We start from the raw sequence: 14,025 nt of genomic DNA, 5'->3' as shown, positions 1-14,025 counted from the left end.
GCGGGGTCGATCGATGCCGATCAGCCGGCGGTCGCGATGCGACCGAGCAGACCGTTGACGAACGAGGCCGAGTCATCTGTGCTGAGCGTCTGCGCGAGCTCGACGGCCTCGCTGATCGCGACCGCGTCGGGGATCTCGTCGTTGTGGCGGAGCTCCCAGATGCCGATGCGGATGATGCCGCGATCGAGGGTGGGCATGCGGGCGAGCGTCCAGCCCTGCGAGTACGTCTCGATCAGTTCGTCGATCTCGTCGCGGTGGTCGATGACCCCCTGCACGATGTCGCGGGCGTAGCCCCAGCTCGAACCGCGTTCGGGCTGGTCGAGGGCGCGTTGCGTCTCGGCGACGAGGGCGTCGGTCATCGAGATCTGACGGATGTCGGCGACGTACAGGACGTCGAGGGCGCGCTTGCGCGCCTTGGTGCGTGCGCTCACCGACTAGTCGTTGACGCGGCCGAGGTAGCCGCCGTCGCGGGTGTCGACCTTGACCTTGGTGCCGGTCTCGAGGAACAACGGCACCTGGATCTCGTAGCCGGTCTCGACGGTGGCGGGCTTCGTACCACCGGTCGAGCGGTCGCCCTGGAGGCCCGGCTCGGTGTACGTGACCTCGAGGATCACCGAGGCGGGCAGCTCGATGTAGAGCGGGTCGCCGTCGTGCAGTGCCATCTGCACGTTCTGGTTCTCGAGCATGAAGTTCTTCGCGTCGCCCACGATCGTGGCGGGCACGTTGATCTGGTCGTAGTCGCTGGTGTCCATGAAGACGTAGCCGTCGGCCTCGGCGTACAGGTACGTGTACTCGCGACGGTCGACGTTGGCGAAGTCGATCTTGGTGCCGGCGTTGAAGGTCTTGTCGACCACCTTGCCCGACATCACGTTCTTCATCTTCGTGCGGACGAACGCACCACCCTTGCCCGGCTTGACGTGCTGGAACTCGATGACGTTCCAGAGTTGGCCGTCGAGGTTGAGGACGGCACCGTTCTTGATGTCGTTGGTAGTCGCCATGCGCGGATGATCCGTTCGGGGTGGGGGGAGATCGGCCGGAATCGGCCATCGTCGAGTGTAGCGGACGCCCTGACGGGCCGAAGGGCTAGGAGCCGATCTCTTGGTAGGCCGCGAAGAGCAGGCTCTGGTCGGGCCCCTGCAGCACGGTCGGTCGACCGATCTCGTCGAGGACGATGAAGCGCAGGAGGCCCGCCCGCGCCTTCTTGTCCCGCTGCATCGTGGCCAGGAGCGTGTTCCATCGGCCGAGGGGGTACGACACGGGAAGCGTCAGCGACTCGAGGATGCGTCGATGGCGGTCCACCGCCTCGTCGGACAACCGGCCGGTCAGTCTGGCCAGCTCGGCCGCGAACACCATGCCCACCGAGACCGCGGCCCCGTGGCGCCACTGGTAGCGCTCGGCGTGTTCGACGGCATGGCCGAGGGTGTGACCGTAGTTCAGGATCTCGCGCAGTCCCTGTTCGGTGAGGTCCTCGCCGACGACTCGGGCTTTGCACCCGATTGCCAGTTCGACGACTCGACGGAACTCGGGCGTCGTCGGGTCGGTCGCCCGGTCGATGTCGGCCTCGACGATGTCGAGGATCTCGGGCTCGGCGATGAAACCGACCTTGACGACCTCCGCGAACCCGGCGAGGATCTCGTTCTTGGACAGGGTGTCGAGGTGATCGAGATCCGCCAGCACCGCGACGGGTGGGTGGAAGACACCGACGAGGTTCTTGCCCTCGGCCGTGTTCACGCCGGTCTTCCCGCCGACGCTCGCGTCGACGAGCCCCAGCACGCTGGTGGGCATCTGGACGAGCGGGACGCCCCGGAGCCAGGTGCCGGCCACGAAGCCCGCGAGGTCGGTGATGGCCCCGCCGCCGAGGCCGATGACGGCGTCCGTGCGCGTGAAGTCGGCCTGGCCGAGCACCTGCCAGCAGAAGGCGGCGACCTCGATGCGCTTGGCGTCCTCGGCATCGGGTACCTCGGCGATCAGCGCTTCGTAGCCGGCCGCCACCAAGGTGTCACGCACGGCCCCGGCCTTGCGGCCCAGGGTGGGTGCGTGGACGATGAGCACTTTCTTCGTCTGGGGGTGCAGGACGCCGGGCAGGAGGCCCGTGAGGCCCCTGCCGACGAGGACGTCGTAGGGAGCGTCCCCTCCGACGTGGATGGTCGTGGTGTCGGTCTCGTCGGTCATACGGTGCCTCTCTCGGAGTCGAGCCAGGTCTCGATGTCGTCCACGACGGTCGAGACGGGCCGGTGGGACGTGTCGAACACGACGGACGCGAGGGCCCGGTAGACGGGATCGCGCTCGGCGGTGATGGCGTGCCAGGCCTCGATGCCGCCTCGCTGCAGCAAGGGCCGGGCGCTGCCGGCCAGCCTCGACTCGACGGCCTCGGCCGACACGGTCAGCAGGACGACGGAGAGCCCGCTCAAGGAGGCGCGGGTGCGGTGGTCGAGGACGGCTCCCCCACCCAGCGACACCACCCCGTCACCCGACAGGGCCTCGGCGACCGCATCGCGCTCGAGGTGGCGGAAGTGCGGTTCGCCGTGGGTCTCGAACAGGTCGGCGATCGGTCCGTGTCGTCGGACGACGAGGCGGTCACTGTCGACGAACGGGACGCCGAGTCGTCGCGAGAGCTTCTTGCCGATGCTCGTCTTGCCCGCACCCATCGGCCCGATCAGGACGATCGGCCCCGCGGCCCTCACTCGGCCGCGGACGCCGGCCGAGTCCGCAGGTTCTCGGGGATGGCGTCGAGGTAACCGCGGAGGTTACGGATGGTCTCGCCCACCGAGTCGCCGCCGAACTTCTCGAGGACGGAGTTGGCGAGGACGAGGGCGACCATCGACTCGGCGACGACACCGGCGGCCGGGACCGCGCAGACGTCGGAGCGTTGGTGGTGCGCCTTGCTCTCTTCGCCACTTGCGACGTCGATCGTGGCGAGAGCATGGGGAACGGTGGCGATGGGCTTCATGCCGGCGCGGACGCGGAGCACGGTGCCCGTGCTCATGCCGCCTTCGGTGCCGCCGGCGCGGTCGGTGTCGCGCGAGATGACCCCGTCGGTACGGTGCAGCTCGTCGTGGGCGACGGAGCCGCGCCTGCGGGTGGTCTCGAAACCGTCGCCGACCTCGACCCCCTTGATCGCCTGGATACCCATCAAGGCCGCAGCCAGCTGCGAGTCGAGGCGGCGGTCCCAGTGCACGTGCGAGCCGAGCCCCGGCGGGACGCCGTAGGCGAGCACCTCGACCACGCCGCCGAGGGTGTCGCCGTCTTTCTTCGCGGCCTCGACCTCGTCGACCATGAGTCGACTGGTCGTCTCGTCGAAGCAACGCAGCGGGTCGTCGTCGAGACGGTCGACGTCGGACGGGACGGGAACGGGGGTGCCGTCCGGTACGCGCACCGGACCGATGGCCAAGGTGTGGCTGACGAGTTCGATGCCGAGCTCGCCGAGGAAGGATCGGGCGACGGCCCCGAGCGCCACGCGCGCCGCCGTCTCGCGAGCGCTCGCACGCTCGAGGATGGGACGGGCCTCGTCGAAGTCGTACTTCTGCATGCCGACGAGATCGGCATGGCCGGGTCGGGGTCGGGTGAGAGGGGCGCTTCGACCGCGCGAGGCGTCGCTCACGTCGACGGGCTCGGGGCTCATGACCTCGACCCACTTCGGCCACTCGGTGTTGCCGATGCGGAGGGCGACGGGGCCGCCCATGGTGAGGCCGTGCCGCACGCCACCCGAGATGTTCAGCTCGTCCTGTTCGAACTTCATGCGCGAGCCTCGGCCGTAGCCCAGTTTGCGGCGGGCGAGGTCGGCGCGGATGGCGTCGAGCGACACCGGCACGCCGGCCGGCAGTCCCTCGAGGACGGCGACGAGCTCGGGCCCGTGAGATTCTCCAGCGGTCAACCAACGAAGCATGGTGTCGATCATCCCACAGGCAGAGGGGCCGACCGACCGGCACGCGGGCTGCCGACCCCTCTGGACGGCACCGCACGGTTCGTCCCGAGGGCCACCTGTCTTACTGGTACTCGGGGTGTTCGCGCATCCAGGCCTGCCACTGCTTCACGGCGGCCTGGTGCTCGCCGAACGTGGTCGAGAAGGCCGTCTCGCCGGTGTCGAGGTTCACCGTGACGAAGTACAGCCACGTGCCATCGGCGGGGTTGAGTGCGGCGTTGAGGGCGAGGTCACCCGGGTTCGAGATCGGCCCGACCGGCAGCCCCTCGTGGACGTAGGTGTTGTAGGCGTTGTTCGCGTCGCCGCGCTCCTCGTCGGTCGTCGTGACCCGGTGGGTGTTGCCCGTGCCGTAGGCGACCGTCGCATCCGACTGCAGCAGCATTCCTTGATCGAGACGGTTCTGGAAGACACGCGCGACCTTGGGGTAGTCGTCCGCGAGACCGGCTTCTTTCTGGATGAGCGATGCGAAGACGATCGTCTTCTGGTAATCGGCGGGCTGCGCACCCGCCGACTGCAGGTGTTCGGTCATGGTGGTGACCATGTCCTGCAGGTAGTCGTGGGCCGTCTTGCCCGGGTCGAGCTCGTAGGTCGCCGGGAAGAGCCATCCCTCGAGGCTCGTGGCCTCGGCGGGGAGGCCGTACGACGTGTAGTCCGCGGCGGCGGCCTGGACGTCGGCGATCGGGATCGACGTCGCGGTGGCGAGCAGCTCGTAGGCGTCCGCCGCCGCCGTCCCTTCGGGGATGACGACCTTGTTGGTGATGCGGTTCGCGGTGTCCTGCAGTGCGTCGAGGGCCGACTGGGCACTCATCTGCTGCTGCAAGGTGTAGGTGCCCGGCTGAAAGGTCATCGACGGGTTGGACAGCAGGACCGAGTAGGCCGACTCGTAACTCTGGGTGACGCCGGCGTCGGCGAGATTCTGGGCGATGTCGGAGCCGACCTGGCCGGAGACGATGGCGAACTCGACAGGCGTGCCGTTGCCGCTGCCGGCGTAGTCGGCCGGTTCGTCGTCACCCGTGAACTTGGCGATCAGGGGTTGCACCTGCCCCCAGGCGGCGGCGACACCGGCGGTGCCTCCGGCGAGGACGAGCACGAGGATGGACGCGAGGACGATCGGGCCCTTCTTGGACCGGCGCGCGCGGGGTTCTCGCGTCGCGCGTCCTCGAGGGCGCCTGCCGTCGTCGTCGGGCGGCGTGGGCACGACGGGATCGGCCCGTCTCTCGCGCTCACGCTGCTCGCGACGGGAGAGCGTAGGAGGCTCTTGGTGCGTACTCCTGCGCAACGGTGTCCCGTCGGCGCGTGCTGACCCACCGTCGGTCGTGCCGCCCAGCCGACCTCCGGCCGTGTCACCAGGGCGGTCGTTCTGGGGTTGGGACGAGAAGATGTCGTCCCAATCGGGTTCGTCGGCCACGAATCACTGTCTTTCGTCGGTGGCGGGTGCGGCGACGTCGCCGCCCGTCTCTCGGGTCACGTCGACCGTCCGCCCGGGCGGCTGACCGCTCGAGCGCTCGAGGTCGAGCGCGTGCTGGACGATGATAACAGCGGCCACTTGGTCGATCACGGAGCGCTGGTTCTTGCCCTTGCGGCCCGACGCGCGGAGCGCACCCTGCGCACTGACCGTCGAGAGCCGCTCGTCGACGAGTCGGACGGGTACGGGGACGGCCCGGGCGATCGACGCGGCGAAGTCACGAGCGTCCTGGGTCGACGCCGTGTCCCGACCCGACAGGGCGATCGGCAGACCGACGATGACCTCGAGGGCATCGAGCTCGACGACCAACTCTCGAACCGCCCCGATGTCAGCCACTCCGTCGGCCGAACGCGCCAGCGTCTCCACCGGGGTGGCGATCAGCCCGGCGGGGTCGGTGCGGGCAACGCCGACCCGGGCCTTGCCCACGTCGATGCCGATCCTGACGCCCTGGCGCATCGCGACGCTCAGGCCTGGAGCTCGGCGACGATGCCTGTCAGCGCGGCCGGGATCGCCGAGACGTCCGATCCCCCGCCTTGGGCGAGGTCGTCCTTGCCGCCCCCTCCACCCCCGAGAGCCGCGGCGGCTCCCTTGGCGAGACGACCGGCCTTCACGCCGACCTGGCGCGCGCCCTCGGTGGTGGCGACGATCACTGCGGGCTTGCCCGCGACGTCGGCCGCGAGGGCGACCACCGATGCTCCGGCGGAACCGAGCCGCTCTCGCACCGACAGGGCGAGCGATCGCAGGTCGTCGGTCGAACCGAGTTGCCCCACCGCCTCGGCCACGACGGTGAGACCACCGATCGAGGTCGCGGTCTCGGCCAGGGCGGGCACGCGCGTGGCGAGGCGAGCGGACTCGAATTCGGCGATCTTCTTCTCTGCGGCGCGCAGGCTCGTGACGAGGTCGCCGACGCGGTCGGCGAGCTGGTCACGAGGGGTCTTGAGCGAGGAGGTCAGTTGGGACACCAGGGCACGTTCGGCGGCGAAGTCACGGAACGCGTCCAGTCCCACGAGCGATTCGACGCGGCGGTTCGTGGAGCCCACCGAGGTCTCGCTGACGAGGTTGATCAGGCCCACCTGAGAGCTGGTCGAGACGTGGGTGCCCGCGCAGAGTTCGCGAGACCACGGGCCGCCGATGTCGACCATGCGGACGGTCTCGCCGTACTTCTCGCCGAAGAGGGCCATGGCACCGAGGGCCCGGGCCTCGTCGAGGGGCATCTCTCGGGTGACGACCTGCAGGTCGTCACGGATCGCGTTGTTGGCGATCTCCTCGATCTCGGAGCGCGTCTGCGGGCTCAGGGCCTGGTTCCAGTTGAAGTCGAGCCTCATGTATCCGGCTTTGTTGTAGGACCCGGCCTGGTGCGCCTCCGGCCCGAGCACCTCCCGGAGGGCGGCGTGGATCAGGTGCGTGGCGGAGTGCGCCTGCGTGGCGCCTCGCCGATAGCCGGGGTCGACCACGCTGGTCGCGACGTCGCCGACGCCCACCTCGCCGGAGGACACCTGGACGCGGTGGCTGATCAGACCCTTGACCGGCTTCTGCACGTCGAGGACCTCGAGGTCGAAGCCCGTGCCGACGATGCGGCCCGAGTCGGCCTCCTGTCCGCCGGATTCGGCGTAGAGCGACGTCTCGGCGAGGATGACCTCCGCGATGTCGCCCGCGACGGCTCGGTCGACTCCGACGCCGTCGACGATCAGGCCGAGCACGCGGGTCTCGGTGTCGAGCTCGTCGTAGCCCGTGAACACCGTCTCGCCCTGTGCGCGGAAGGCGCTGTAGACGCTGAGGTCGGCCAGAGCCACCTTGCGCGACTTGGCGTCGGCCTTGGCCCGCGCGCGCTGTTCGGACATGAGCCGGTCGAACGCTTCGCGGTCGACGGTGAGTCCGCTCTCTTCGGCGATCTCGAGGGTGAGATCGATCGGGAACCCGAAGGTGTCGTGCAGCAGGAACGCCGTGTCGCCCTGCAGCTGCGGGGTCGTCCCCGTCGCCGCGCGCTGTTTCGTGTCGTCGACGGCGATGTCGAGGATGCTCGTGCCTGCGGCGAGTGTGCGGAGGAAGGTCTCTTCTTCGGCGTACGCCAGGCGCGCGATGCGCTCGTAGTCCGTCTCGACCTCGGGATAGGCGGCCTTCATGGCGTCACGCGAGGCCGGGAAGAGCACGGGGAACGTCGCGCCCTCGACACCTAGCAGACGCATCGAGCGGACCGAGCGGCGCAGGAGGCGGCGCAGGATGTACCCGCGGCCCTCGTTGGACGGGCTGACCCCGTCGGACATCAGCATCAGGGAGCTGCGCACGTGATCGGCGATGACCCGCATGCGGACGTCGTCGTCGTGAACGGCGCCGTAGCGGCGCCCGGACAGCTCGGCGGCCTTGTCGAGCACGGGCCGCACCTGGTCGATCTCGTACATGTTGTCGACACCCTGTTTGAGGAAGGCGACGCGCTCGAGACCCATCCCCGTGTCGATGTTCTTGTTCGGCAGTTCGCGCACGATGTCGAAGTCGACCTTCGAGCGCACGTTCTCGATCTGGTACTGCATGAACACGAGGTTCCAGATCTCGACGTAGCGGTCGTCGTCGGTCGCCGGACCGCCGTCGACACCGTAAGCGGGGCCACGGTCGAAGAAGATCTCCGAGCACGGTCCGGCGGGCCCGGGCTGGCCCGTGTGCCAGTAGTTGGAGTCTTTACCGAGGCGCTGGATGCGCTCGTCGGGCAGGCCTGCCACCTTCTTCCACAGGGCGATGGCCTCGTCGTCCTCTTCGTAGACGGTCACCCACAGGTCATCGGGCGAGAACGCCAGGCCCCCGTCGCCCTCGCTGGAGGTGAGGAGTTCCCAGGCGTAGCGGATCGCCTCTTCCTTGAAGTAGTCGCCGAACGAGAAGTTGCCGTTCATCTGGAAGAACGTGCCGTGACGCGGAGTCTTGCCGACCTCTTCGATGTCGTTCGTGCGGATGCATTTCTGGACGCTCGTGGCACGCGGGTACGGCGTCGGGACGAGTCCCGTGAGGTAAGGGATGAACGGGACCATTCCCGCGACCGTGAAGAGCAGGCTCGGGTCGTCGCTGACCAGCGACGCGGACGGGACGACGGTGTGGCCCCGGTCGCCGAAGTAGTCGAGCCAACGGCGGCGGATTTCAGCGGTCTGCATGGTTCTCCCGAGGGTGGGTGGGTCGTGTGTCAGGACGAGGAGGCGCGGCAGGCACTCAGGACTCCTCGCGGTCGGTGCGCAGCTCGGCCTCTCGGGCCTTGTAGCCGTCGACCACGGCAGCGCGGAACGACTTCACGCTGCCGTCGAGCTCGCCGAAGAACCGCTGGCCTCGGGGCGTCTTGTTGAACTGGTGGGCGACGGCGAAGCCACCGACGACACCGACGGTCAGCAGGAACAGGCTCTTCACGGGGACTCCTCTTGGGGCTGGTGTCGCGACGTACGGGTGCGACGACACGTCAGCTTACCCGGCCCCGGGAACGCGAAAGGAGCGGGCCACGACCGTGGCCCGCTCCTCACGGGGTGACGAGTTCTAGCGCGCGGCGTAGTACTCGACGACGAGCTGGACCTCACAGGTCACCGGGACCTCGACGCGCTTCGGGCGACGCACGAGGCGGGCCTGCAGCTTGTCGATCTCGACCTCGAGGTAGCCGGGCACCTTGGGCAGCAGGTCGACGTGACCGCCGGCCGCGGCGACCTGGAAGGGCTCGGTCTTTTCGCTGCGCTCTTTGACGTGGATCATCTGACCCGGCTTGACGCGGAACGAGGGGCGGTCGACGAGCTTGCCGTCGACGAGGATGTGACGGTGCACGACCATCTGGCGCGCCTGAGCCGTGGTGCGGGCGAAGCCGGCACGCAGGACGAGGGCGTCGAGACGGGTCTCGAGGAGCTCGACCAGGTTCTCACCGGTCAGGCCCGAGGCCTTGCGGGCCTCGTTGAAGACGATCTTGAGTTGAGCTTCGCGGATGCCGTACTGGGCGCGCAGGCGCTGCTTCTCGCGCAGACGCACGGCGTAGTCGCTGTCGGTCTTGCGCTTGGTACGACCGTGCTCACCGGGAGCGTAGGGACGCTTCTCGAGGTAACGAGCGGCCTTCGGGGTCAGTGCGATGCCGAGGGCGCGCGAGAGACGGGTCTTGCTGCGGGTACGTGACTTGGTGGACACTTGTTCCTTTTTCTTGTCGGTGGTTCGTCAGGGACCGCCCCAGCGCGTGAGCGCCGAGCGGCGTAACAAGAGGGGTGAGTGCCGCGGTGGCGACCGGCTACAGGTCGTCCCACCTTGATCGGGTCGTCGTCAGCAGCCGCGCGTCGACGCCCGAGAACAGGCAACCACACGAGCATACAGGAGGGCGGCCGCCGAAGCGAGCAGGAGCACGAGCGGGTCGTCAGCGCCCCCGCGTGATCCGACGGAGCTTCTCGAGGCGCGCCGCGACGTCCCTCTCGTTGCCGTTGGCGGTGGGGTCGTAGTACTCGTGTCCGACCAGTTCGTCGGGGAGGTACTGCTGCTCGACCACCCCGAACTCGGAGTCGTGGGCGTAACGGTAACCCTTGCCGTGCCCGAGACGCCGGGCCCCGGGATAGTGGGCATCGCGCAGGTGTTTGGGCACGCGGCCCGCCTTGCCCGCCCGGACGTCGGCGATGGCGGCGTCCAGAGCGGTGTAGGAGCGGTTCGACTTGGGCGCCGTGGCCAGGTAGACGACCGCCTCGGCCATCGGGATGCGCCCCTCGGGCATGCCGATCATCTGCACCGCCGTCGCGGCCGAGACCGCCACGGTCAATGCGCTGGGATCAGCCATGCCGATGTCTTCGCCGGCCGACACGATGATGCGCCGGCAGATGAAGCGAGGATCCTCGCCCGCCTCGATCATCCGGGCCAGGTAGTGCAGTGCGGCGTCGACGTCGGATCCCCGGATCGACTTGATGAACGCGCTGATGACGTCGTAGTGCTCGTCGCCGTTGCGGTCGTACCTCAGCAGGGCCCGGTCGACGGATTGGGCGACGATCTCGGACGTGATGGTGGGGCGCTCGTCCTCGGGATCGCTCTCGCCGTACTCGGCGTCGGGGTCGAAGTCTGCGTCCGACGCGTCGTCGGCCGAGGCCGTCGGCACGGCGTCTGCCTCGACTTTCGTGGCCCAGGCCGACTGAGCGGAGGCCTCGAGTGCCGTGAGCGCGCGGCGTGCGTCGCCGGAGGCCAGCCGCACGATGGTGGACAGGGCCTCGTCGTCCAGGCGGACGGAGCCGTCGAGACCACGAGGGTCGACGACGGCCCTCTGTACCAGTTGCGCGAGGTCGTCGTCACTGAGCTGTTCGAGAGTGAGGAGGAGCGACCGGGACAGCAACGGAGTGATGACCGAGAACGAGGGGTTCTCGGTGGTCGCGGCGATGAGGATGACCCAGCCGTTCTCGACGCCGGGCAACAACGCGTCCTGCTGCGCCTTCGTGAAGCGGTGGATCTCGTCGAGGAAGAGCACCGTCGTGGTGCCGTAGAGATCGCGGTTGGACAGGGCCTTCTCCATGACCTGTCGGACGTCCTTGACGCCGGCGGTCACGGCGGACAGTTCGATGAACTGGCGACCGGAGCTCCGGGCGATGGCTTGGGCGAGGGTGGTCTTGCCCGTTCCGGGAGGACCCCAGAGGATCACCGAGACGGCCCCCTGATCGGCGCCGGTGTCGGATGCCAACGTGACGAGAGGCGAGCCGGGCCGTAGCAGGTGCCGTTGCCCGGCGACTTCGTCGAGTGTGGTGGGGCGCATGCGGACCGCGAGAGGGGTCGAGCTCTGCGGAAGCGGGCTCATGGAGACCCATGCTAGACCGGCCCTCCGATACAGTGCTGGCTGGACATCACCGAGCTGGAGGACCCGTGGCACCGAGCAAGAACCCGGACCGTGAGAACCGTGACCGGCTCCGCAGGTACACCGCTCGACAGCAGGTGCACGCCGGACAGGTCGCTCGTCGCCGTCGGGACAACGTCTTCGCCGTGACCGCCGTCGTGGTCGTGGTCGGCCTCGCGGCGGTGTCGCAGGTCTTCTGGTCGACGACCGGGCCCGGTGCCCCCTCGGCCGCTCCCAGCGCCTCCTCGACGCCCGCCGCTGGTGAGAACGTCGGTGACGTCCCCAGCTCCTCGATCGCGGAGGGACGCGCCTGGACCGGTCAGCTGACACTCAACAACGACGTCGACCTCGGTATCGAGCTGGACGGTGTGAAGGCGCCGCAGGCCGCGAGCGTGGTCATCGACCTCATCGAGAAGGGCTTCTACACGGGCACGAGTTGCCACCGCATGAGCGATGCCGAGACGGCGAAGTTCATCCAGTGCGGCTCCGCGAACGGCGACGGGACGGGCGATGCGGGCTTCACCTTCGGCCCACTCGAGAACGTCCCCGACGACGGCATCTACCCGACGGGCACCATCGCCATGGCCCGCAGCACCGATCCCTATTCGCAGTCGACGCAGTTCTTCATCACCTACGGTGACACCACCCTCGACGGGTCGACCGGTGGGTACACGGTCGTCGGCCACGTCACGAGCGGACTCGACCAGCTCGAGGCCGAGATCACCGACGCCGGCCTGACCCCCGGCTCCAGCGAGACCGACGGCGCCCCCGTCGTGGCGACGACGATCACGGCAGCGACCATCGAGTAGTCCGTCCCGGCCCACCGTGCAATAGGCTGGGCACCCATCGCGGTGGCCCGTCCTGGTTCCGCGACGAGCACTTTCAGCAAGGGATAAAAGTGGCTACTGACGATCAGGCACCCTGGGGCCGCGTCGACGACGACGGCACGGTCTATGTCCGCGAGGCCGACGGTGAGCGCGCCGTGGGGCAGTACCCCGATGCGACGCCCGCCGAAGCTCTCGCGTACTACGAGCGCAAGTTCATCGAACTCGCCGGGCAGGTGACGTTGCTCGAGCAGCGCATCAAGCGGGGCGCATCGGCCGGCGACGTCGTCAAGACCGTGACGCACCTGCGAGAGCAACTCGTCGAACCGAGTGCCGTCGGCGACCTCGAGGCACTGCGTGCCCGCGTGTCGGCGCTCGACTCCACGGTGGACGAGCTGACCCAACAGCAGAGCGCCGAGGCGCAGAAGGCACTGACCGAGGCTGTCGCGTATCGCACCGCACTCGTCGTCGAGGCCGAGACCCTCGCGGCTCAGGACCCTGCCCGAGTCCAGTGGAAACAGGTGACGGCGAGCATCGACGACATCTTCGCCCGCTGGCAGAAGCACCAGCAGGACGGTCCGCGCATCCCGAAGGGTGAGGGCAACGACCTCTGGAAGCGATTCCGTGCGGCCCGCACCACGATCGACCAGCACCGCAAGGCCTTCTACGCCGAGCTCGACGCCACGCACCGCGACGCACGCCAGCGCAAGCAGGCGCTCGTCGAATCGGCCGAGGCCCTCGCGCCGAAGGGTGTAGACGGTATCCCGGCGTATCGGGGGCTGCTCGACGACTGGAAGCGCGCCGGGCGTGCCGGCAAGAAATACGATGACGCCCTCTGGGCGAAGTTCAAACGGGCCGGGGACGTCTTGTACGCCGCCAAGTCCGAAGTCGTGGCGCAGGACGCCGCCGAGTTCGAGGGCAACCTCGCACAGAAGCTCGAGTTGCTCACCGAGGCCGAGAAGATCTTGACCGTCACCGATCGGGTCCCCGCGCGCGAGGCCCTCACCTCGGTCCAGCTGCGCTGGGACGAGATCGGGCGTGTGCCTCGCGAGCAGGTCCGGGTCGTCGAAGACCGACTCCGCAAGGTGGAGTCGCACGTCCGCCAGCTCGACGAGCAGTTCTGGGAGAAGAACAACCCAGAGCGTCAGGCACGGTCGCAAGGATTGGCGAGCCAACTGCACGACGCCATCAGCAAGCTCGAGGACGAGCTCCGCACGGCGGAGACGAGTGGCGACGCCCGTCGGGTCAAAGAGGCTCGAGAAGCCCTCGACGCCCGGAAGGTCTGGCTCGACGCCCTCGGGTGATCCTGGGCCGCCGTCCCCCGTGCGACACGAACCGTCCGACTCTCCACAGGGAGCATCGGGCGGTTCGTCGTCGGTCCCCCGGTCGGCCAGGCTGAGGTCATGCCCGAACGACTCCCCGCGGTCCTGACCACCGACGACCTGCCCGAGGCCGAACTCCGGGCGGCTGCCCTGGACGGGCAGGTCTACGCGGTCGGGGACTCGTGGCGTAGCGTCGCCGAGATCGACGACCACGTCGGTCGGGCGATCTCGGTGGGTCTCACCCTCGGTGCGGGGGTCGTCGCGGCCGAGCGGACTGCGGCATGGGTGTGGGGTGCCCGAGGCTCGGCACCACTCCCCCATTTCGGGCTGGTCGTGTCGCCGGCGAGGGTGAAACACCGAGGCCGGGGTTCGGTGGTCCGGCAGGTCGTCATCGACGACGACGAGATCGTCCAGGTGAATGGCGCCGCCGTCACGACGCCGGCCCGGACCGTGGTCGATCTCGCCCGCCGCGAGGGCTGGGCGTCTATGGACGAGACGGCCGCCCGGGACGTCGCCTCCCGTCATGGCGTCACGGCCTCCGAGGCGGTCGCCGTTCTCGACCGACGGGGACGGCTCCCCCACCGTCCACGAACGCTCGACCGCATCGCGCGAGTCTGCGTACCCTGATGCCTCGCGCCTCCTCGCCGACGCGGTCCGGGCCCAGGAGGCGGAATCCGCCCCGCGATGGC

The 14,025-nt window shown here is 68.9% G+C and carries 14 protein-coding genes; 3 read left to right on the top strand and 11 right to left on the bottom strand.

Going from position 1 to position 14,025, the window contains the following annotated elements:
* Window positions 1-20: 20 nt before the first annotated feature.
* The 11 genes from nusB to HRF36_RS04970 form a co-directional block, all read right to left on the bottom strand.
* Complete coding sequence (gene nusB / locus HRF36_RS05020) at window positions 21-431, bottom strand: transcription antitermination factor NusB (RefSeq protein ID WP_173207041.1); 411 nt, start codon at window positions 429-431, stop codon at window positions 21-23.
* A gap of 3 nt (window positions 432-434) precedes the next feature.
* Window positions 435-998 (bottom strand): elongation factor P, encoded by a 564-nt coding sequence (gene efp / locus HRF36_RS05015; protein WP_043592746.1) that lies wholly within the window; start codon window positions 996-998, stop codon window positions 435-437.
* Between the two features lie 85 nt (window positions 999-1,083).
* Window positions 1,084-2,172 carry a 3-dehydroquinate synthase gene (aroB, locus tag HRF36_RS05010; protein ID WP_173207039.1) on the bottom strand — a complete coding sequence of 363 codons (1,089 nt, stop codon included), beginning with the start codon at window positions 2,170-2,172 and terminating at the stop codon, window positions 1,084-1,086.
* The gene (locus HRF36_RS05005; RefSeq protein ID WP_173207950.1) at window positions 2,169-2,648 is read right to left on the bottom strand and encodes a shikimate kinase; all 480 of its coding nucleotides are present in this window, start codon (window positions 2,646-2,648) and stop codon (window positions 2,169-2,171) included. The genes aroB and HRF36_RS05005 overlap by 4 nt, the downstream gene beginning before the upstream one ends.
* Window positions 2,649-2,680: 32 nt before the next feature.
* Window positions 2,681-3,886, bottom strand: a complete 1,206-nt coding sequence (aroC, locus tag HRF36_RS05000) for a chorismate synthase (RefSeq protein ID WP_173207037.1) — start codon at window positions 3,884-3,886, stop codon at window positions 2,681-2,683.
* A gap of 100 nt (window positions 3,887-3,986) precedes the next feature.
* Window positions 3,987-5,120 carry an endolytic transglycosylase MltG gene (gene mltG / locus HRF36_RS04995; RefSeq protein WP_217270869.1) on the bottom strand — a complete coding sequence of 378 codons (1,134 nt, stop codon included), beginning with the start codon at window positions 5,118-5,120 and terminating at the stop codon, window positions 3,987-3,989.
* A gap of 213 nt (window positions 5,121-5,333) precedes the next feature.
* Complete coding sequence (ruvX, locus tag HRF36_RS04990; RefSeq protein ID WP_173207023.1) at window positions 5,334-5,843, bottom strand: Holliday junction resolvase RuvX; 510 nt, start codon at window positions 5,841-5,843, stop codon at window positions 5,334-5,336.
* Window positions 5,844-5,851: 8 nt separating this feature from the next.
* Window positions 5,852-8,524, bottom strand: coding sequence for an alanine--tRNA ligase (gene alaS, locus HRF36_RS04985; RefSeq protein ID WP_173207020.1), 2,673 nt, complete (start codon window positions 8,522-8,524; stop codon window positions 5,852-5,854).
* A 55-nt stretch (window positions 8,525-8,579) separates the two neighbouring features.
* Window positions 8,580-8,771 carry a hypothetical protein gene (locus HRF36_RS04980; RefSeq protein WP_173207017.1) on the bottom strand — a complete coding sequence of 64 codons (192 nt, stop codon included), beginning with the start codon at window positions 8,769-8,771 and terminating at the stop codon, window positions 8,580-8,582.
* Window positions 8,772-8,894: 123 nt separating this feature from the next.
* Complete coding sequence (gene rpsD, locus HRF36_RS04975; RefSeq protein ID WP_043592736.1) at window positions 8,895-9,524, bottom strand: 30S ribosomal protein S4; 630 nt, start codon at window positions 9,522-9,524, stop codon at window positions 8,895-8,897.
* A gap of 220 nt (window positions 9,525-9,744) precedes the next feature.
* Window positions 9,745-11,154 carry a replication-associated recombination protein A gene (locus HRF36_RS04970; RefSeq protein ID WP_173207014.1) on the bottom strand — a complete coding sequence of 470 codons (1,410 nt, stop codon included), beginning with the start codon at window positions 11,152-11,154 and terminating at the stop codon, window positions 9,745-9,747.
* A gap of 65 nt (window positions 11,155-11,219) precedes the next feature.
* Between HRF36_RS04970 and HRF36_RS04965 the strand changes: the two genes are divergently transcribed.
* The 3 genes from HRF36_RS04965 (at window position 11,220) to HRF36_RS04955 (ending at window position 13,963) form a co-directional block, all read left to right on the top strand.
* Window positions 11,220-11,999 (top strand): peptidylprolyl isomerase, encoded by a 780-nt coding sequence (locus tag HRF36_RS04965; RefSeq protein ID WP_371740019.1) that lies wholly within the window; start codon window positions 11,220-11,222, stop codon window positions 11,997-11,999.
* An 89-nt stretch (window positions 12,000-12,088) separates the two neighbouring features.
* A complete protein-coding gene (locus HRF36_RS04960) occupies window positions 12,089-13,318 on the top strand; it encodes a DUF349 domain-containing protein (RefSeq protein ID WP_173207008.1) in 1,230 nt (409 codons plus the stop codon).
* A 99-nt stretch (window positions 13,319-13,417) separates the two neighbouring features.
* Window positions 13,418-13,963, top strand: coding sequence for a type IV toxin-antitoxin system AbiEi family antitoxin (locus HRF36_RS04955; RefSeq protein WP_173207005.1), 546 nt, complete (start codon window positions 13,418-13,420; stop codon window positions 13,961-13,963).
* Window positions 13,964-14,025 lie beyond the last annotated feature (62 nt).

Source organism: Frigoribacterium sp. VKM Ac-2836, assembly GCF_013248995.1.
Classification (GTDB): Bacteria; Actinomycetota; Actinomycetes; order Actinomycetales; family Microbacteriaceae; genus Frigoribacterium.
Note: the sequence above shows the minus strand (reverse complement) of the source record. Positions and strands in the feature narration are given on the sequence as shown.

What these genes read in the sequence shown, in the direction of transcription:
- alaS (WP_173207020.1), bottom strand. Translation starts at nt 8,524, where the DNA reads ATGCAGACCGCTGAAATCCGCCGCCGTTGGCTCGACTACTTCGGCGAC.
- HRF36_RS04970 (WP_173207014.1), bottom strand. Translation starts at nt 11,154, where the DNA reads ATGAGCCCGCTTCCGCAGAGCTCGACCCCTCTCGCGGTCCGCATGCGC.
- ruvX (WP_173207023.1), bottom strand. Translation starts at nt 5,843, where the DNA reads ATGCGCCAGGGCGTCAGGATCGGCATCGACGTGGGCAAGGCCCGGGTC.
- aroB (WP_173207039.1), bottom strand. Translation starts at nt 2,172, where the DNA reads ATGACCGACGAGACCGACACCACGACCATCCACGTCGGAGGGGACGCT.
- HRF36_RS04955 (WP_173207005.1), top strand. Translation starts at nt 13,418, where the DNA reads ATGCCCGAACGACTCCCCGCGGTCCTGACCACCGACGACCTGCCCGAG.
- efp (WP_043592746.1), bottom strand. Translation starts at nt 998, where the DNA reads ATGGCGACTACCAACGACATCAAGAACGGTGCCGTCCTCAACCTCGAC.
- HRF36_RS05005 (WP_173207950.1), bottom strand. Translation starts at nt 2,648, where the DNA reads ATGGGTGCGGGCAAGACGAGCATCGGCAAGAAGCTCTCGCGACGACTC.
- aroC (WP_173207037.1), bottom strand. Translation starts at nt 3,886, where the DNA reads ATGCTTCGTTGGTTGACCGCTGGAGAATCTCACGGGCCCGAGCTCGTC.